At 66.5% G+C, this 17,346-nt stretch carries 18 protein-coding genes; 2 read left to right on the top strand and 16 right to left on the bottom strand.

Annotation, left to right across the window (positions count from 1 at the left end; all coding sequences use genetic code 11):
* Window positions 1-112 precede the first annotated feature (112 nt).
* The 3 genes from ACSDHM_RS09600 to ACSDHM_RS09590 form a co-directional block, all read right to left on the bottom strand.
* Window positions 113-706, bottom strand: coding sequence for a mechanosensitive ion channel domain-containing protein (locus ACSDHM_RS09600; RefSeq protein WP_334271175.1), 594 nt, complete (start codon window positions 704-706; stop codon window positions 113-115).
* A 6-nt stretch (window positions 707-712) separates the two neighbouring features.
* Entirely contained in the window at window positions 713-1,579 is an 867-nt protein-coding gene (locus ACSDHM_RS09595) for a glucose 1-dehydrogenase (protein ID WP_019659796.1), read from the bottom strand.
* A gap of 100 nt (window positions 1,580-1,679) precedes the next feature.
* A complete protein-coding gene (locus tag ACSDHM_RS09590; protein ID WP_072167125.1) occupies window positions 1,680-2,063 on the bottom strand; it encodes a sensory rhodopsin transducer in 384 nt (127 codons plus the stop codon).
* A gap of 59 nt (window positions 2,064-2,122) precedes the next feature.
* On the opposite strand from ACSDHM_RS09590, the gene ACSDHM_RS09585 reads away from it, so the two are divergent.
* Window positions 2,123-3,109, top strand: coding sequence for a TIGR03885 family FMN-dependent LLM class oxidoreductase (locus ACSDHM_RS09585; protein WP_188240978.1), 987 nt, complete (start codon window positions 2,123-2,125; stop codon window positions 3,107-3,109).
* Here ACSDHM_RS09585 and ACSDHM_RS09580 read toward each other — a convergent pair.
* Complete coding sequence (locus ACSDHM_RS09580; protein ID WP_151354750.1) at window positions 3,079-4,665, bottom strand: alpha-amylase family glycosyl hydrolase; 1,587 nt, start codon at window positions 4,663-4,665, stop codon at window positions 3,079-3,081. The two genes, ACSDHM_RS09585 and ACSDHM_RS09580, sit on opposite strands and share 31 nt — an antisense overlap.
* Window positions 4,666-4,825: 160 nt before the next feature.
* Here ACSDHM_RS09580 and ACSDHM_RS09575 point away from each other — a divergent pair, with 160 nt between their 5' ends.
* Complete coding sequence (locus ACSDHM_RS09575) at window positions 4,826-5,617, top strand: exodeoxyribonuclease III (protein WP_188240979.1); 792 nt, start codon at window positions 4,826-4,828, stop codon at window positions 5,615-5,617.
* Here ACSDHM_RS09575 and ACSDHM_RS09570 read toward each other — a convergent pair whose 3' ends face one another.
* From ACSDHM_RS09570 to ACSDHM_RS09515, 12 genes are all read right to left on the bottom strand, one after another.
* Entirely contained in the window at window positions 5,618-7,336 is a 1,719-nt protein-coding gene (locus ACSDHM_RS09570) for a sensor domain-containing diguanylate cyclase (RefSeq protein WP_227836746.1), read from the bottom strand. It lies immediately after the preceding gene.
* A gap of 120 nt (window positions 7,337-7,456) precedes the next feature.
* On the bottom strand, window positions 7,457-7,651 hold the full coding sequence (locus ACSDHM_RS09565) for a hypothetical protein (RefSeq protein WP_061480303.1): 195 nt from the start codon (window positions 7,649-7,651) through the stop codon (window positions 7,457-7,459).
* Window positions 7,651-8,286, bottom strand: coding sequence for a DNA-3-methyladenine glycosylase (locus ACSDHM_RS09560; protein ID WP_111007801.1), 636 nt, complete (start codon window positions 8,284-8,286; stop codon window positions 7,651-7,653). Before ACSDHM_RS09560 ends, ACSDHM_RS09565 begins: the two co-directional genes overlap by 1 nt.
* Window positions 8,287-8,358: 72 nt before the next feature.
* Window positions 8,359-9,318, bottom strand: a complete 960-nt coding sequence (locus ACSDHM_RS09555) for a cation diffusion facilitator family transporter (protein WP_072167118.1) — start codon at window positions 9,316-9,318, stop codon at window positions 8,359-8,361.
* A gap of 69 nt (window positions 9,319-9,387) precedes the next feature.
* Entirely contained in the window at window positions 9,388-9,957 is a 570-nt protein-coding gene (locus ACSDHM_RS09550; RefSeq protein WP_072167117.1) for an AprI/Inh family metalloprotease inhibitor, read from the bottom strand.
* 210 nt (window positions 9,958-10,167) lie between these two features.
* Window positions 10,168-10,425: a hypothetical protein gene (locus ACSDHM_RS09545; RefSeq protein ID WP_005416661.1), complete on the bottom strand. Its 258-nt coding sequence runs from the start codon at window positions 10,423-10,425 to the stop codon at window positions 10,168-10,170.
* Window positions 10,422-11,774 carry a hypothetical protein gene (locus tag ACSDHM_RS09540; RefSeq protein WP_072167116.1) on the bottom strand — a complete coding sequence of 451 codons (1,353 nt, stop codon included), beginning with the start codon at window positions 11,772-11,774 and terminating at the stop codon, window positions 10,422-10,424. The genes ACSDHM_RS09545 and ACSDHM_RS09540 overlap by 4 nt, the downstream gene beginning before the upstream one ends.
* A gap of 20 nt (window positions 11,775-11,794) precedes the next feature.
* On the bottom strand, window positions 11,795-12,934 hold the full coding sequence (locus tag ACSDHM_RS09535; protein WP_061478323.1) for an SPFH domain-containing protein: 1,140 nt from the start codon (window positions 12,932-12,934) through the stop codon (window positions 11,795-11,797).
* A gap of 137 nt (window positions 12,935-13,071) precedes the next feature.
* The gene (locus tag ACSDHM_RS09530; RefSeq protein ID WP_088497573.1) at window positions 13,072-14,376 is read right to left on the bottom strand and encodes a transporter; all 1,305 of its coding nucleotides are present in this window, start codon (window positions 14,374-14,376) and stop codon (window positions 13,072-13,074) included.
* A 49-nt stretch (window positions 14,377-14,425) separates the two neighbouring features.
* Window positions 14,426-15,175, bottom strand: coding sequence for a hypothetical protein (locus ACSDHM_RS09525; RefSeq protein WP_088497574.1), 750 nt, complete (start codon window positions 15,173-15,175; stop codon window positions 14,426-14,428).
* A gap of 13 nt (window positions 15,176-15,188) precedes the next feature.
* The gene (locus ACSDHM_RS09520; protein WP_439426973.1) at window positions 15,189-15,893 is read right to left on the bottom strand and encodes a C39 family peptidase; all 705 of its coding nucleotides are present in this window, start codon (window positions 15,891-15,893) and stop codon (window positions 15,189-15,191) included.
* Between the two features lie 100 nt (window positions 15,894-15,993).
* Window positions 15,994-17,310, bottom strand: a complete 1,317-nt coding sequence (locus tag ACSDHM_RS09515; protein ID WP_227836740.1) for an adhesin — start codon at window positions 17,308-17,310, stop codon at window positions 15,994-15,996.
* Between the last annotated feature and the right edge of the window lie 36 nt (window positions 17,311-17,346).

The raw sequence follows: 17,346 nt of genomic DNA, 5'->3' as shown, positions 1-17,346 counted from the left end.
CCCGCTGTGGCACCCGTAGAGCCGAGCCCATGCTCGGCTGCTCTCCGTTCAGGTCGCGCTGCACCGAGCGCTGCGCGCAGCAAGCCGAGCATGGGCTCGACTCTACAGCTACTCAGCGCACCTTGCCTTTGATTGGCACGCTTCCCGGCAGCTGGGAATAGCCGCTGTCACCCCAGTGGCGGGTGATGCGCTGGAAGAACAAGGAGTTGGGCACGCGCAGCAGGCAACCGCGCGCGCCTTCGCCACGATCACTCAGCGTGGTGTAGATCAGGTTGATGTCCACCACCTGACCGCACAAGCCCGGCTTGTCCACGCTTTCCAGCACCTCGATGGTGTCATTGATGCGGAACGGGCGCGTGGCGACGATCAGGAACGAACAGAACAGGTTGGACAACACGCTCCATGCAGCAAAGAACGCCACCGCACCGACCGCCATGAACCCGGTCAGCGCGGTCCACAGCACCGAGCGCGACACGCCCAGTCGCTCCAGTATCAGCAGCGCAGCCGCCAGATACAGCAGCAGGGCACCGCCGCGGCGCAGGCCCACATGAAGCTCTGGTGCCAGCCTGCCGCGCTGCCGCGCCTGCACCAGCAGCCACGCGAGGACACGCACCATCACCCATGCGACGCCGAGGATGGCGAGCACCTCGGCCACCGGCACAACTACGGTCAGCCAGTCCTCAATCCAGGCGGGCAATCCGGCCATGAGGGGTCACAGTGTTGCCGCGCCGCCGGAGATGGTCAGCAGCGCACCGGAGGTGTAGCTGGCGCTGTCCGAAGCCAGCATCACATAGGCCGAGGCCAGCTCGGCCGGCTGTCCGGGGCGGCCGAATGGCGTCTGCGCGCCGAACTGTTCGACCTCTTCGGCGGCCATGCCTGCGGGAATGAACGGCGTCCAGATCGGGCCGGGCAGCACGGCATTGACGCGGATCTGATGCTCGGCCAGCAGGCCGGCCAGCCCCAGCGTCAGGTTGGCGACGGCACCTTTGGTTGCAGAATAGGGAAGGATGTTCGGCGTCGGCCGCTTGGAGTTGACCGATGCGGTGTTGATGATCGCACCGCCACCGCGCAGGTGCGGGACGCACAGTCGGGTCAGATTGAACACGGCATGCACGTTGGTATCGAACGTCCGCTTCCAGTCATCCAGGGTGATGTCGTCGAAGTGCTCGTAGTAGCGCTGGTAGGCCGCGTTGTTGACCAGGATATCGAGACCGTCCAGTTCGCTGGCCACGCGGTCTACGAGCGATCGCGCCTGTGCCGGGTCACTGATGTCGCAGGGTACCAGCACGGCTTTGCGCCCGGCCTGTTCGATCTGCTGCTGCACATGGCGGGCGTCGTCCTGCTCGCCATCGAGGAATGCGATGGCAACGTCGGCGCCTTCGCGCGCGAAAGCGATCGCCACCGCCGCGCCGATACCGCTGTCACCGCCGGTGATCAATGCCTTCTTGCCCTGCAGCAGGCCATGCCCGCGATAACTGTCCTCGCCGTGGTCCGGCCGGGGCTGCATCTGCGCAGTCTTGCCGGGGAAGGATTGCTGCTGGGCCGGGAACGGCGGGCGTGGGTAGTCGGGCAGGGCCATCGTCACTCTCCGAAAGGAAACCGGCGCCAGTCTCCCTCCAAGCGGGTAAACGGCTGGACGGCGCGGTGTCGTTGCAGCGTGGACGCCTGCGCGCGCGGCTTCACACTGGATGCGCGATGGTGGTCATGATGCTGTTGGCCGGTTGCCGTGAATCCAGCCGCGTGTGCTGCACGATGATCGGCTGGTCGGATTCGACGAGGGTGGCGAAGCCCGTACCGAGCGGCACAGGTGCCGGATCCTGCAGGTCGTTGAAGCGCAGATGGCAGGTGCGCCGCGCCGGCACTGTAATCCGGTAGGGACCCACCGGATCGCGGTCCTCGAAGTAGAGGGTCAGCGTGACATGCGCGTCCTCGCTGCCGGCATTGAGGACACAGCAGGTTTCGTGACTCTGCATCTCCGGTGACGGGCCGTTGCTCCAGGCCGGAATGTAGCCCTCGGCGATAGCCCAGCGTCGATGCCCGATGCAGGGAGTGTTCGTTTCCATGACGCCGTTTTAGCTGGAGGGGTGTTGCCATCGTGTCCAGTCCCCGCACGGAATCCGTGATGACCATCGGCTACCACGCATCGCATGAGCAGTTCCCGCCCGCCACCTTGCTGGGCCTGGCGCTGCGCGCCGAACAGGCGGGATTCGAGGCCCTGATGTGCTCGGACCATTTCCACCCGTGGACGACCGCACAAGGGCAGTCGGGCCACAGCTGGGTGTGGGCCGGCGCGCTGGCGGTGCAGAGCGCGTTGACCCTGGGCATGGTGACCTGCCCGATGCTGCGCCAGCACCCGGCCTTGGTGGCACAGGCAGCGGCGACGCTGGAGCAGCTGGCGCCGGGCCGGATCTGGCTGGCGCTGGGTACCGGCGAGGCCCTGAACGAGCGCATCACCGGCCAGCCGTGGCCAGCCAAGCGCGAGCGGCAGAAGGCACTGCGCGCTGCGGCCGAGGTGATGCGGCGGCTGTGGGGAGGCGAGCGGGTCGACCACAGCGGTGGCTTCCAGGTGCGCCAGGCGCGACTGTACAGCCGACCGGCCCTTCCCCTGCCGCTGCTGGGTGCAGCCGTCACCGAGGAAACCGCACGCTGGATGGGGGGCTGGGCCGATGGCCTGATCACCATCAGCCAGCCACTGGCGCAGTTGCGGCGTGTGGTGGCGGCGTTCGAACAGGGCGGTGGCAGGGGCAAGCCGATGTACCTGCAGGCCAAGCTCTCCTACGCGCGTGCCGAACAGGCGGCACTGGAAGGCGCGATGGAGCAGTGGAGCGCCAATGTGCTGCCACCGGAACTGGCCGAAGGCCTGGACCAGCCCGAGCAGTTCGAGGCACAGGCCCGGTCGGTCAGTGCCGAGGAGCTGCGCCAGCACGTGCATGTCTCGGCGGATCTTGGCCAGCACCGGGCCTGGCTGCAGGAACTGCAGTCACTGGGCTTCGATCGCATCTACCTGCACAACGTGAACCGCGAGCAGGACCGCTTCATCGATGATTTCGCCGAACACGTGCTGCCCGCGCTGCGCACTCAGGCACCCTCGGCGGCCAGCCACGCGTAGCCGTGGCCCTGCAGGATGCAGCGGTTATCCTGCATGGTGGTGCCGTGGCCCACCAGCATACGCAGCGGGCCGTGCAGTGGCACCTCTACCTCAACCGGGTTGTCGCCGAAGTTGATCAGTGCAAGCGCCTGGTGGGGGGGCTCGCCGTAGCGGAGCATCAGCAGCGCAGGTGAAGGTGGGTCGAGCGTGTGTGGCCCCTGCTGCAGCACGGGATGGGCATTGCGTTGCTGCAGCAGCTCGCGCACACGCCGCAGCAGCGAGCCGGGCGTCGCGCGTTGCGCCTCGACATTCACTGTCCGGTAACCGTAAGCGCCGTCTGCCGGAGGCGCGCGCCACGCATGCCGTGGCTGATCGGTAAAGCCCGCCCCTGGGCGGTCGTGCCAGTGCATCGGCATCCGCACGGCGTTGCGCTCGGGCAGTTCCAGGCAGTCGCCGAGGCCGATTTCCTCGCCATACCGGATCACCGGCACCTGACCCAGCGACAGCAGTGCGGCCCAGGCCATGGCCTGCCACGCGGTGTCGCCGTCCAGCATGGGCGCCAGCCGGCGGCGGATGCCGCGGCCATAGATGCGCATGCCAAGTTCGGGCGCGAAGCGCTCCATCACCGCTTCGCGTTCGTCGGGCCGCAGCTGCTCCAGGTCAAGCTCATCATTGTTGCGCAGCCAGGCGATGCGCGTGTGCGGCGGCGCCTGCGGTCCGTATTCGGCCATGACCCGGGCCACTTCACTGGCGTCGCCGCGCGCCAGGGCCAGGAAGAAATGATTGTTCAGATGGAAGTCGAGCAGGTGCGAAAGCCGCCGCCCCTGGCACAGGAAGTCACCGTAGCGGGACGCGGGGACATCCGCTTCGCCGATCAACGGCAGCCCTGGCTGCTGTGCGTCTGCCGTGGCGCGCATTTCCTCCAGCAGCCACAGCCCGTCGTCGCGCGGGTCCGCGTGGCGGGCGCGCTCGACCATGTACGGGACCGCATCCACGCGGAAGCCGGCCACGCCGCGCTGCATCCAGAACGTCATCACCCGCAGCAGTTCGTCGCGTACTGGCGCATGGGCCAGCTCCAGGTCTGGCTCGTGCCGGTAGAACATGTGCCGGTTGAACGCGCCGGCCTCGGCGTCCCATGTCCAGGCAGACGCCTCGATCGGCGGGAACATCGGCTGCAGGCCGTCGTCGGGCACGTGGTCGCTCCACAGGTACCAGCGGCGCCAGGCCGGGTCGCCGCGCTGCGCGGCGACGAACCATGGGTGGGCGCTGGCAGTGTGCTGCATCACCAGCTCGACGATGATGCCCATACCGCGTGCGTCGGCAGCATCGACCAGGCGCTGGAACGCGGTCTGGTCGCCCAGGCGTGGATCGATGCGGTAGTGATCGGTGACATCGTAGCCACCGTCACGGCCGGCATTGCAGTAGAACGGCAGCAGCCACACATGGCTGATGCCGAGCCACTGCAGGTAGTCCAGCTTTTCGGTGATGCCATCTAGGGTGCCCCAGCCGCGCCCATTGCTGTCGCGGAACAGGTAGGGGTCGACCTGGTAGATCGCGCGCAGCGGGCGCACCGCCATGGGGCTTCTCCGTCACTGGCCACGGGTGACCAGCCTGCTGTCGCCCGTGGCAGCGGTTGGTGAAACGGATGGCACCCTGTCGTGACATGGCATCCACGGATTCTGCATGCGCGGGCGCGCACAGTGAACGCTCATTCCCGGCGCCGAGGAGACTTCCTGCATGGCCCGACGCAAGACGCTTCGCATTGCCACGTTCAACGTCAACGGCATCGGCACACGCTTGCCGCAGCTGTTGGACTGGCTGCACAGGGAATCGCCGGATGTGGTTGCCCTGCAGGAACTGAAGGCGACCGACGCCGCGTTTCCGGCTGCGGCATTGGAAGAGGCGGGCTACGGCGCGCTCTGGCAGGGCGAGGCGCGGTGGAACGGCGTGGCGCTGCTGGCACGAGGGACCACGCCGGTCGAGAGCCGCCGCCGATTGCCGGGCGAGCCCAAGGACACCCAGAGCCGCTACCTGGAGGCGGCGGCGCACGGGGTCATCGTGGGTGCCCTCTACCTGCCCAACGGCAACCCGCAGCCCGGTCCCAGGTTCGACTACAAGCTGCGCTGGATGGCGCGCCTGATCCGGCATGCGCGCAGCCTGGTCGAGCTGCCGCATCCGGCGCTGCTGCTGGGTGATTTCAACGTGATTCCCACCGAAGCCGACGTCTACGACCCCAAGGCCTGGCGCCGCGATGCGCTGTTCCAGCCGGAGGTGCGCGAGGCCTTCGAACGACTGCTGGCGCAGGGCTGGACCGATGCGGTGCGGAAGGTGCACGGCGACGCCACGATCTATACCTTCTGGGATTATTTCCGCCAGCATGCCGAGCGCGACCGTGGGTTGCGCATCGATCATCTGCTGTTGAACCCCGTACTGGCGTCGCGACTGAAGGGCGCTGGCGTCGACCGCTGGGTACGCCTACAGGAAAAGGCCAGCGACCACGCGCCGGCGTGGGTGACGGTAAGCGCGTGATCAACGCGCGGCTGGGTCCTCGCGTCGCTCGCGGCGTACCCGTGCGCGGGTGCGATACAGGCGGCTGTCCGCTTTCTGGATGGTGTCGGCCACCGGCTCGCCGGGCGTGTTGATGGCCGCACCCATCGAGAACGCGCTGGGCGAGAGCGCGGCGTGGTCCTGGTACCAATGCTCCAGTTCGCTCAACCGGCCGTCCGCAGGCGCGACCAGTACCACCATGAATTCGTCGCCGCCCAGACGCACCACCGTCTCCTCCTTGCCCAGCGGCGAGCGCAGGAAGGTGGCGAACTCGACCAGCACGGCGTCGCCACGCCGGTGGCCTTGGGTGTCGTTGATGTGCTTGAAGTGGTCCAGGTCGAACATCACGCAGGCCCAGCGCTCGTCAATCAGTTCATCCAGCCGGTGCAGGTAGCGCCGGTTGTAGCACTGGGTGAGCGGATCCTTGAAGGACATTTCGCGCAGCTGCTGCTCCTGCATCCGCAGCGCGGTGACGTCCTGTGCATGTCCCAGCACGTAGGGCGGGCTGGCCTCGCTGTCGAGCACGTTGTGGTACGCCCAGTAGTGGCGCGTACCGTCGGCGGCAATCAGCTCGATCACGCCAGCGTCGGTGTGGTTTGCCTGGATCCGAGCGAGGTAGGCCTTGAAGCCCTCGCGTTTTTCCGGCGGCATCAGGTCACACAGGCTGCGCCCGATCATCTGGCTTTCCTCGAAGCCCAGCGACTGCACCGCCGCGGGATTCACCGAGGTCAATGTGCCGTCCAGCGTGTGGGTGCAGATCAGGCCCAGGCTGTAGTGGAACAGTCGCCGGTAGCGGGTTTCGCTCGCTTCCAGCGCGTCCAGCGCGGCTCGTTCGTCCGTGATGTCCTGGATCGCCCCGACCAGGCGCGGATGGCCGTCGACCTGTTGCCGGCTGCCGACCACCCGGGTCCAGATCGCGCGCCCGTCGGCGGTGGTCATTGGCAGCTGCACCTCCCAGGACGTGCCTTCGTCGATGCAACGCTGCACTGCTGCCCGGATGATGTTGCGGCTGTCTTCGCGATAGAACGACAGCGCGGTGTCGAGCGTCGGTTCAAAGTTGCTGCGCACGCCGTGCAACTGCTTGGTCTCGCGGGTCCAGCGCACTTCGTTGGTGACCAGGTCCATCTCCCAGCCGCCCACCCGGGCGGCGCGGTTGGTGCGCTCCAGGAAGTCCTCACTGCGTTTGAGCTCACGATGCAGCGCCTTGGCCTGGCCCACCTGCGCCATCAGCGTGCTGCGCTGCTCCAGCACCTGGGTGGTGACCCGGGCAAGGTGCACCATCAGCTCGCGCTGGGACGGAGACAGCACGCCGGGCATCGGATCGAGCAGGCACAGTGTTCCGATACGCGCGCCGTGCGCCGAGCCCAGGGGGATGCCAGCGTAGTGGCGGATACGCGGCCCACCCGTCACCAGGGGGTTGGTGGAGAAACGTGGGTCCTGACGCGCATCGGGTATCTCGAACAGCTCGTCCTGGCGTATGGCATGGGTGCAGAAGGAAATTTCGCGGGCCGTTTCGCTGACGCTTTCAAGGCCGATGTTGGCCTTGAACCACTGGCGGTCTTCGGCCACCACGCTGATCAGGCCCATGGTCATGCCGGTTGCGGCGCGGGCGGCGGCGACGATGGCATCGAACACCGGCTCCGGGGGCGTATCCAACAGGTGCAGTCGTTCGATCTCAAGCAGTCGTTCGGCTTCGTCCATGGTGCTTTTCAGGGCAGGGTGGCGAGGGCGCTTGCGGCGGCTGTCTGGGACTACGGTAGTCGGTACAGTGTTATGTATCGCTGTGACGGGGTGATGCCGACGTGAGCTGGGTGCGCCGGTTCAGTGCTCGCGCAGCGACGCCTGCAATGCGGTTGCCAGCGCCGCGTCCCCGGACACCAGATCCTGCCAGCGCAACGCAATGCCCTTGCGTCGCCCCTTCTCCGCCAGCTTCAGGCCTTCAGGGTCCACAGTCAGGGTGTAGGGCTGGCCATCGATCTCCAGTTCGCGTCGCAACGGCTTGTCGAGAGGTGTCATCAACGTTTCCTTGCGGGGGCGGAGATGCGGCGTCGCCGCACCGATACGTGACGGTGGTCACGGACGTGCCATCGCCACGGGAAATCCACGGCTCGGGTGATGCCGATGCGAGGACCAACTTCCGGGTCGGACGGAGGCGGGGTGCCATCGCTGGCGATCACGATGCCATGGCTGCCGGTCACCAGATCGGCGCCGTCGAAGCTGCGGTCCAACCCGAAGGCCTGCGAGAGCTTGCCGGGGCCACTGGCCAGATCGTGGTCGCGGCGCGCGGCGGAACGCAGCTCGTGCATGCGCTCCAGGCCCGCCAGCGGCTCGACGGCCCGCAGCAGCACCGCCACGCCTTCACCGACCTCTCCGCAGACCACGTTGCTGCCCCAGTGCATGCCGTACGTGAAGTAGACATAGAGGTGGCCGGCCTCACCGAACATGCTGGCCGTGCGCGGCGTTGGCCCGCGATAGGAGTGCGCGGCGGGGTCGTCGCTGCCGGCATAGGCTTCAACCTCGACGATGCGGCCAGCGCGACCATCGTCGCGCACCAGCAGCTTGTTGAGCAGCTCCGGCGCAACGTCGGTCGATGGACGCCGGTAGAAGCGGCGCGGCAGGATCTGCAGGGAGGCGGGCAACCAATCCGGCACGGTGGTGGCAGGCTCGGGAGAAAGACCGTGGCACTGTGGCATCGATCAGGTGAAACGGGCGCAGACGCCGCGTCATTCCGGCGCAGGCGGTGCGGCCAATGCAGCGCGCCGGGCGGCATACACCTCCGGCGTCTGCGGCTTGATGAACAGTGCCACCAGCTCCGGATACTCGCGCTTCACCGCCGTTTCGATGCGGGTGATGCAGGCTTCGATCTGCGGGGTCCGCCGGTCATCCTCGAACTCGGCGCTGAGCATGGCCACCACCTGTTCCGGGCCCATCTGCATGGTGGTCACCCCGTTGGCGCGGCGCAGATCCGGATCGGTTTCGGCCACCGCCATGATCCGCTCGGCCACTGCGGGATGGGCAGGCTCTCCGACCAGCAGGCCCTTGGTCTCACGGGCCAGGAGGAAGGCGGTGGCGGCCAGCACGCCAGCGATGCACAGCGACGCAACGCCATCAAGCACCGGCATGTCCAGCACCTGCGCGGCCACCAGGCCGATCAGTGCGAAGCCCAGGCCCAGCAGGGCCGCGCTATCCTCCAGCAGCACGGTAAAGGTGGAAGGATCCTTGCTGCGGCGGAACGCTTCGAAGTAGCCAAGTCTGCCCTTGGTGCGCCGGAACTCACGCAGCGCCACCCACCAGGAAGCCCCCTCGAACAGGATGGAGATGCCCAGCACGCTGTAGCTCAACGCGTGGTTGGTGGCCGGCTCCGGCTGGCGGATGTGCTGGATACCTTCGTAGGCCGAAACGCCGGCGCCGGCAGCGAACACCAGCAGGGCGACGATGAAGCTCCAGAAGTACAGTTCGCGGCCATAGCCGAACGGATGCAGGGAATCCGGCGCCTTGCTGGCACGGCGCAGCCCGTACAGCAGCAGAAGTTCATTCAATGTGTCGACCAGCGAATGCACGCCTTCGCTGAGCATGGCCGAGCTGCCGGAGATGCCGGCTGCGATGAACTTGGCCACGGCAATGGCCAGATTGCCTGCAAGGGCCGCATAGATGACGAGACGGGAGCCAGTGGGAGCGGACATTTCGGTGGCGGGGTGGGGCGGATGCCTGATCTTCCCGATCAGCGCGTGCCCACTGCGTGCACGGTGCGATCAGCGCCCCTTGGGATTGAGATACAAGCGCGCACCATCCGATTCACGGTACCCCGTCCAGCGTCCGCCGCCCGACGCGCGGAAGCGCCCGAATACGGTGTTGCTGGTGTCAGTCAGCAGCAGCTGGTTGCCCGACAGCACCCAGCGGTTGGCCGAGAAGAAGCCATCCGGGCAGCTGGCAGGCACATAGGCACTGTAGCCGCCGAACCACTCGATGTTCTTCAGCTCGATGGTGCAGGTGCTGCCGTTCTCCTGGCCCAGTGTCCAGTTGCCGACCAGGTCGCTGTCGCGTGTATCGCGGTCATCGCGCCAGTCGTCGTTGTTGTCATGGACGCCGAAGTCCACGTCGATGCCTTTGCTTTCGCTGCGCGATTCGGATTGCGAGCTGCCACTGCTGGTGGTCTGCATGGTCATCGAGCCACTGTTCTGGATCTCGGTACTGCTCGAATGGGTGGTCTGGTCGGTGCGGGCGGTCTGCTGGCCGAAGCCGAACGAGGCCTCCTGGGCGAGGGCGGGCAGCGCCAGGCAGCACAGCGCGAGCAGGCAGGTACGGGGGAGCACGGCGGCCATTGCAGCATCCTCGGCAGGTTGGATCGCGCGAGTATCGAACCGGTAGGGCGGGAGGCGGTGTGAGGGCGCGCCCTGAGGCAAGCCAGCCAAGAACAGGTGCTGTCCGCTGAAGGGTCGTGCCGGCCGCTGGCCGGCTCCCCTTTGACGCCCAGAGACCGAAGGAATGCCGGCCCGCGGCCGGCATGACCCGCAGCCAGGCATGGCCTGGCGCTACTGATCCGGCTTCACCCTTGCCACCCGTTTCCGGTACTCATACACGTTGTCACCGCGGATACGCTTGTCCTCGGTGCCGGTGATCCGGCCGACCTGCTGGTCCGAGCCGGTGACCGGTTTGGCCTCGATCTCGGTCTCGTGTTCGAAGGAGTGCGATTTGTCGGTGTTGCGGTAATAGCGGTACAGCGCCCAGTACAGCGCGGTTGCGCCGGCCGGACCTGCCGCCAACAGCCAGAGGCCACTGTCGTCGCTCATGTCGATGCCACCAGGAAGGCAATTGCGAGGGCTTCAATGACGGTGCCGGTGGCCAGGGCCGCCAGCAGCATCTTCCATTGCTGCACGGGCACACTGCCCATGGTTTCGCCGGTACGGCCGTTCACTGCGATGTAGTGCAACATGCCGCCGTTCTTTCCGGGCTGGTGATACGAGTACAACCACACCGGCAGGTACATCGACACCCAGCGCGTTCCATGCACCTCCAGCTGTTCATGTTCCCAACGCACGCCACGGTTGTAGCGCCTCACCGACCCTTCCACCTGCGCGCGGGCGATCGACAGCAGCTGGTCTTCCAGCCGCGGCCGCAGCTTTTCCACATCCAGGTTGCGCTTCTCAGAGGTGAAGCCAGCCAGGTATGAGGCGTTCCATTTCACCGCGTTCTTGGTGTCGAACGGCAGGATGGTGTTGATGATGTTGTTGGTGTTGGCGCGGGTATCCAGATTGCCGCGCTCGGCCGAGGATTCCAGGGGCAGGTCATCAACCGTGAAATCCACCTGGCGTTCGACCTGGTAGACATCGGCGTCGTACAGGGTGCGCTTGTTCTTCTCGGTGCCGACCGTGTATTGCCGGGTCTGGATCTCGCCCTTGCCGGCCACGGCCGCGCTGACGTTGCTGTCCACGATCATGTAGGGCAGGAATACACCCACCACGTTTTCCGGGGTGAACTGCTCCTTGAACGCCTTCAGCGCGAACATGCGGCGCTTGTCGACGAACTGGCGGATGCGCGCGACCGCATCGTCCTTCTTGATGTGGAAGGGCAGCACCGCGTCGGGCACCGCACCATTGCTGATCTGTTCGTTGACGCCGAATACATGGCGGCACCAGTGGCAGCGCGCCGTCATCGTGCTTTCGGTATTGACCGTGACTTCAGCGCCGCAGCCCGTGCACTTGAACGTCATCAACGCCGAGGTGTCGGCGTCGATGTCACGCGCGCCGGAGGCGATGACCGTGCCACGCAGCTGGTCGATGGCCTCGCCCAGCCCGAATTCCTCCTCGACCCGCGCGCCATGCCATTCGTGACGGCAGTACAGGCAGATGAGGATATCGGTGCCGGCCTTGGGCCGGATGTCGGTGGCGCCGCACTTCGGGCAGCGGTTGAGGCCGTCCTCCAGCTCGCTGGCCGAGGTATCAATGGCCACAGGATCGGGCGCTTCCACTTCATCGCGGATGGCCTGTGGCAGTTTCGAGGTGTCCAGCGGGAAGCTGCCCGGCAGGGGAGGGACGTCCTGCGGCGAACCGGGCCCATCCAACGACGCCGCCGGCAAGAGCGGCGGCGTCGCGGGCGTGGATCCGGGCAGCGGCGGTGGGCCGTTTCTGGGATCGGACATGTGGGTTGTGCGTCCTGCTGTTACAGGCCCAGCGCCTTGGCTTTCAGGGCGTCATAGTCGCCCTGGGTGATCAGGCCCAGGTCCAGCATTTCCTTGGCCTTCTTCAGCTTGGCCACCGGATCGTCGGCAGCCGGCGTGACCGGCTGCTGCATGCCGCCGACACCGAACATGCCCGAGGCCATGCCGACACCGACCAGGCCGGCCGCACCGCCGTTCTCGCCGGCCGACTGGATGCCCTGGGCGACGCTCGCCTGCAGGTTGGAATTGCCGCGCGAGCCGGACAGCGCATCGGCGCGCTGGACGGTCTTCAGCAGTTCGCGGGTGTTGGCGTCGTACTCGATCGAGACAATGGCGGTCTTGACGATGGCCAGGCCGCGATCCGACTTCCACTGGTAGCCCTGCTCGACGGCGGCCGACAGGCTCTGTGCAAAGCCCAGCGAGTCCTGCTGCAGCCTGGTGATGCGGTTGCCCTTGCCCGGATCGTTCGTGTACAGGCTGAAGGCCGGCGCCAGCGAACCGACCACTTCATTGAACAGCTGGCTGGCGGCGGCGTTGTCCAGGTCGGTGAAGTCGAACACCTGGCCCGGCTGCAGGTAGCTGGCCGGCACGAAGTTCTTCACGAACAGGATCGGGTCGACGATCTTCAGCGTGTACGAGCCGCGCGTGACCGCGCCCACCTGGGTATTGAGGAAGCCGTCGTCCCAGTAGATTTCCGACTGGGTCCCGAAGCGGTTGTCCGGCAGCTCCTTCAGCGAGACGAAATAAGCCGCCTGCTGCGAACCGGGCTGGCCGCCGAACTTGAAGCGTTCCCAGCTCTGCTTGATGAAGGTGCTGACCAGACCGTCGCCGGCGAAGATCGATTGCGAGTTCAGGTCGTCCGAACGCCACTCGTAGCCGCCCGGTTCGGCGACGAACGCGGTGATCGCGCCGTCCTGGAACAGCAGCAGGCCGTAGCCCTCCGGCACGATGATCTTCGAGCCGTTGCTGATGATGTTGGACGAGCCGCTGGTGTTGGAGCCGCGGCCGGCGTTGGTGCCGCGCGGCACCGCCGCGAACAGGGCCGCCGTCGAGGGCAGGCCCGTGGGCACGGTGTAGAAGTCCTTCCACTGGTCGGCCAGCACACCACCGACCGCACCCTTCACCGCCTGTACCAGACCCATGTCCAACTCCCTGTGATTCGAGGGCAGGCACCATGCCTGCCGAGCTGGGCTGAATATAGCAGCGGGCAGGGACCGCTGTGGTGCCGGAAGATGAATCCAGGCCCTGCCGGGGCGCAGGACCGTGCCTGGCGCTGTCTCTACAACATGTACGGGATCTTGAAGGCGAGCGTGAAGTCCGGTGCATCCGGGGTCAGCCCGATGCCGAGCAGGGTCACCAGTGTGGTGTGCTGGTTGAGCGCGTAGGTCACGCCCAGATTCAGTGATGCCGCGTTGGCGTCGCTGCCGATCACTTTCATCCACTTCCCGCCTTGGAAACGGGTGGAAGCGCGGGCGCTGATGCGGTCGCTGAAGGACAGGCTGAGGCTGGTGCGCTCGTTGAACGCAAAGGCCACGCCAGCGCCGAAGTAGACCGCGCCGCCGAGCTTCACGTCACCCGGGTTGACCGTGTCGGGGTTGCTGTCGATATCACTGAAACCACGCGGGAACGAATGCACATAGCCGACGTTGGCGAACAGGATTGCCGGATCGGCGGTCTTGACCATCGACAGGCCCACATTGGCCTGCCACACGCCATTGCCGGTGGGCTGTTCCCTGGGTACTGCGAAGCGGATGTAGTCATCGTCGTCGCGCTCGATCACCTTCCAGTCCAGACCGTAGGGTGCGCGCCCGGTAGGGGCGGTGACTCCGGCGGTGAGCACCGTTTCCGGGCGCCAGCCGCGTTCGCCGAACAAGCGGTAGTTCGCACTCAAACCGATATCGCCCAGCCCGTTGCCATTGGTTTCTTCCTGCGCGATCGCGGCCGCCGCGCCGCCGGCGCCGCCCTTCTGGTAGACGGTGCGCCGCGCCAGGTAAGGCACGTCCAGGTTGAGCGTCAGGTTCGGGCTGACACCCCAACGTGCGGCCAGGTTGTAGGTGAGCGAATCGGATTCAACGTTCTCGATGGCGATGTTGCCGAGGAAGATCGCGTCCAGCGCCAGGAAACCATTGAGGGTGAGCTGCTTGCGGTCGTAGCGGGCGTAGGTGAGGCTGTTCTCGACGGTGAAGCGGCGCGAGAACAGGGCCGACTGCTGTTGTTTCACATCATCCACGCTGCGCCGCGATTCCTGCTTCGCCTGCTGTGCCTCGGCCGCCGTACTGGCGTAGCTCTCGCTACCCTGCGACGTCTGTAGCGTCGAGCCATGCTCGACTGCTGCGCCCGTTGCCGCCGCCGTTGCCGGCCCGGTGGGCCCCGTGCGTCCACTCAATCGCGCCTGCATGGCCTGCACCTGCATGTCCAGTTCGCGCAGCCGCCGCACTTCCTGTGCATAGTTGGATTTGAGCTGCTCCAGCTGGTTGGCAAGTGCCTGCACGTCGCCGCCATCGTCCGCCGCTGGCGGTGCGGCAAAGGCGGTGCCCGCCAGCGCCGCCAGCGCCAACGGGGTGATCCTCATCAAGGTGTGCATGTTCGTGTCCTGCGTTGTGGAACGCCTCCCCCAACGCCGTGCCGTGGTGCTATCGGCCCGGCCCCATGCCGCGGTTCATCGCAATCGCCTGGGCCACGTTCTGGCTCAACGGCAGGTTGCCGCCCGCGGTATCCCGCACCAGTTCCAGCCGCAGCTGGTTGCTGGCGATCTGGCCGTCACCGGCCAGGGCGATGCCCTGGCCGACGCTGCCGTTGCGTATCCATTGCTGGACCATGCCCTGGCCCTCCACCTGCAGCTGCAGGCGTGCCTGGTTGCCGTCCAGCACTGCGGAGGCCGACGCGCCTGCACCCTGCGCACTGAGCGAATGCGCACCGTCATCCGAAAGGCCCGGCACCGTGCCGTTGCGCACCACCAGCGTGGTCGAATTGCGGGCAACGTTGCCATCGCCGGCCACCTGCACGCTCTGCACCAGGCCATTGGCGTTGGCCAGGCCGGTGCTGTCGATATGGCGGCCCTGCGTGTCCGGCAGCGGCGCATCTGCGGCAGTCACGTGCACGCTGGGCTGGAAGCTCAGTTTCGGGCTGCCGCCGCCGCGGAAGTCCATGCCCAGAGTCAACGCACCCTGCAATACGTTTCCGTTGCCGGCCTGCCACTGCGAGACCATCGTCACCCCGAACCACGCGACGGTACTGCCGCCCACGGTGTAGCGGCCGCGCATCAGGTTCAGTTCGGGATCCGGAATTTCCTTCAGGCCGCGTCCCGGCGCAGCATCCGCCGCCTGCAGGGGCAGGGCGGGGCTCGCCAGCAGCAGGAGCATCAACAGACGGTGGCGGAACATGGCGGAACCTCCTTCAGAACAGGTCGGCGTGGTTGAAGCCGAAATCGACCAGTTCGGCATCGGTGATCGGCCCCTGTCGCGCGTAGAGCGCGCGGGCACTGGGCCGTTCGCTGGGTTGCAGCAGGACTGTGTTGCGATCGAAATCACTCCCGATCACCACGAATACGGCACGCGATGGCCACGCAGCGAGGAATTCAGGCAGCGCCAGGCTGCGGTTGCCAAGGATGGGATCAGCCACCTCGACCACACCGCCGCGCACCTGCTTGAGCACCACGAAGTGGCGGAAGCCGCGCACGTCCATCAGCACAAGACCCGGAACCCGAAGCGTGCGCAGGCGGGCCTCATCGATGCGATAGCCGCGCCCGCGCATGCCCAGCGACTCCACGTAGCGCTTGATGTCGAGCAGCGAGAAGCCACGCTCGGCCACCAGCGCCGGGTCGGACACCCCCATCATCCCTTCGATGACCGTCGCCTCGTCGGTGTCCAGGTGGTAGGCATGGCGCAGGACGGTCGCCAGTGCGGCCGCTCCGCAGCTGTAATCGGTGTGCTGGCGTACCACGTTGCGGTAGCGCCGTTCCTGCATGCTCTCCACCTTCTGCTGCAGCAGTGCGCCATTGGGCAGTACGCCGGCGAAGCCGACGTCGCCCGCCCGCGCGGACGCGCCGCCCAGCAACAGCAGGCAGGCCAGCAGGCGTATCGAGAGACGGTGGCCGAACATCGCATTCTCCGGCAGCAAGGGGGAGCTCCTGTCCCAAGGGGGAGGAGGAACAGGAGCTCCCGGGGAACCCGGCCATTGGCGGACGGCCGGGGTGTTGCGCTTACTCGCCGCTGCCACCACCGCCGCCGGTGCTGGGCTGGGCGACTGCCAGGGCCAGGCTGTTGGCCTGCAGGTTGCCGGTGCCCGCGGCCACGTTCACGCCGATGTTGCCCGAGGCGCCGGAGAAGGCGCTGCCCGACAAGGCCGAGGTGTTGGTCGCGTTGACGTTCACCCAGCGCGTGGTGCTGACCGTGCCGCTGAGGCTGGCATACAGGTCGGCCACGCCCAGTTCGACGAACTGGCTGGTGCCACTCTCACGCGTATCGAAGCCCAGGCCACCCACCCCCGGCCGGTTGGGGTTCATCGTGGCGTTCTGGATTTCGTCGTCCAGATCGATATGGCCGGTGCTGCTGCCACCCGGGTGCGGCAGCTCGCCACTCCAGGTATCCAGGTAGTAGTTGGCCATCTGGTAGGCGTTGCCGGTGCCGCGGTAGGTGCCCGCGCCATAGGCCAGGGTCAGGCCGCTGACGCCGCCACGCATGCCGACCTGCACGGTATCGGTGTAGGACTGTACGAAGCCGGCGTTGCTGACCGTGTTGCCGGTGGAGACCTGGTTGGAGCTGATGCTCGACTGCGCCACCGCGGTGGTCGCGACCGACGCCGCCAGCGCGTTCTTCTGCTCGTTGTTGTTGCCCGAAGCAATGTTGACGCCGATGTTGCCTGACGCACCGCCGAAGGCATTGCCACCGAGACCTGCGGCATTGGTGACGCCGGAGTTCATGGTCGCGTTGCCGAAGCCGGCCTGGTTGACGAACACCTCGGCGTCGGCCATGCCGAAGCTGAAGGACGCGTCGGCGGCGGACAATGACGCGGCATTGTCCTGGGCGTTGTTGTCGCCCGATACCACGTTGAAGCCGAGGTTGCCGGAGGCACCTGCGCCCACGCTGTCACCGATGGAGGCACTGTTGGTGACCAGGCTGTTGCTGGTGGCGTTGTTGCTGATCGACTGGCGGTTGTCGATCACGGCGATGGCCGCCGAGTCGAGGTCGATGTCGCCGGTGATGTTCGGGTCGCCGGAGAAATTGATGTCGGTGCTCAGTCGCAGGTCCTTCTCCAGGTTCACGTCGACGCCGTGGTTGTTCTTTTCCTTGCGTTCGTCGGCCTGGATGGTGCTGTGCTTCTGCACATTGACGTTGACGGTGCGGTTGCTCACGTCGTTGTCGGTGTGGTTGTGCGTCTCGTTGCGGGTTTCGCTGACGGTGTGGGTGTGGTTGATGTTCGCGTTGGCGTTCTGGTTGTCCCAGCCATTGGCCGCAGCGGCGGTCGAGGCAGTGGCAATCGCCATGGCGAGCATGGTCCGTTTGACGGTCGCTTTCATGGTGCCCTCTTTCTCTCATCAGGTGGTGCATCGGTT

This window comes from Stenotrophomonas sp. T8 (assembly GCF_051853085.1).
Taxonomy (GTDB): Bacteria; Pseudomonadota; Gammaproteobacteria; order Xanthomonadales; family Xanthomonadaceae; genus Stenotrophomonas; species Stenotrophomonas sepilia.
Note: the sequence above shows the minus strand (reverse complement) of the source record. Positions and strands in the feature narration are given on the sequence as shown.

Coding starts and splice junctions, on each gene's coding strand:
- ACSDHM_RS09600 (WP_334271175.1), bottom strand. CDS start 706: ATGGCCGGATTGCCCGCCTGGATTGAGGACTGGCTGACCGTAGTTGTG.
- ACSDHM_RS09595 (WP_019659796.1), bottom strand. CDS start 1,579: ATGGCCCTGCCCGACTACCCACGCCCGCCGTTCCCGGCCCAGCAGCAA.
- ACSDHM_RS09590 (WP_072167125.1), bottom strand. CDS start 2,063: ATGGAAACGAACACTCCCTGCATCGGGCATCGACGCTGGGCTATCGCC.
- ACSDHM_RS09585 (WP_188240978.1), top strand. CDS start 2,123: ATGACCATCGGCTACCACGCATCGCATGAGCAGTTCCCGCCCGCCACC.
- ACSDHM_RS09580 (WP_151354750.1), bottom strand. CDS start 4,665: ATGGCGGTGCGCCCGCTGCGCGCGATCTACCAGGTCGACCCCTACCTG.
- ACSDHM_RS09575 (WP_188240979.1), top strand. CDS start 4,826: ATGGCCCGACGCAAGACGCTTCGCATTGCCACGTTCAACGTCAACGGC.
- ACSDHM_RS09570 (WP_227836746.1), bottom strand. CDS start 7,336: ATGGACGAAGCCGAACGACTGCTTGAGATCGAACGACTGCACCTGTTG.
- ACSDHM_RS09565 (WP_061480303.1), bottom strand. CDS start 7,651: ATGACACCTCTCGACAAGCCGTTGCGACGCGAACTGGAGATCGATGGC.
- ACSDHM_RS09555 (WP_072167118.1), bottom strand. CDS start 9,318: ATGTCCGCTCCCACTGGCTCCCGTCTCGTCATCTATGCGGCCCTTGCA.
- ACSDHM_RS09550 (WP_072167117.1), bottom strand. CDS start 9,957: ATGGCCGCCGTGCTCCCCCGTACCTGCCTGCTCGCGCTGTGCTGCCTG.
- ACSDHM_RS09545 (WP_005416661.1), bottom strand. CDS start 10,425: ATGAGCGACGACAGTGGCCTCTGGCTGTTGGCGGCAGGTCCGGCCGGC.
- ACSDHM_RS09540 (WP_072167116.1), bottom strand. CDS start 11,774: ATGTCCGATCCCAGAAACGGCCCACCGCCGCTGCCCGGATCCACGCCC.
- ACSDHM_RS09535 (WP_061478323.1), bottom strand. CDS start 12,934: ATGGGTCTGGTACAGGCGGTGAAGGGTGCGGTCGGTGGTGTGCTGGCC.
- ACSDHM_RS09530 (WP_088497573.1), bottom strand. CDS start 14,376: ATGCACACCTTGATGAGGATCACCCCGTTGGCGCTGGCGGCGCTGGCG.
- ACSDHM_RS09525 (WP_088497574.1), bottom strand. CDS start 15,175: ATGTTCCGCCACCGTCTGTTGATGCTCCTGCTGCTGGCGAGCCCCGCC.
- ACSDHM_RS09520 (WP_439426973.1), bottom strand. CDS start 15,893: ATGTTCGGCCACCGTCTCTCGATACGCCTGCTGGCCTGCCTGCTGTTG.
- ACSDHM_RS09515 (WP_227836740.1), bottom strand. CDS start 17,310: ATGAAAGCGACCGTCAAACGGACCATGCTCGCCATGGCGATTGCCACT.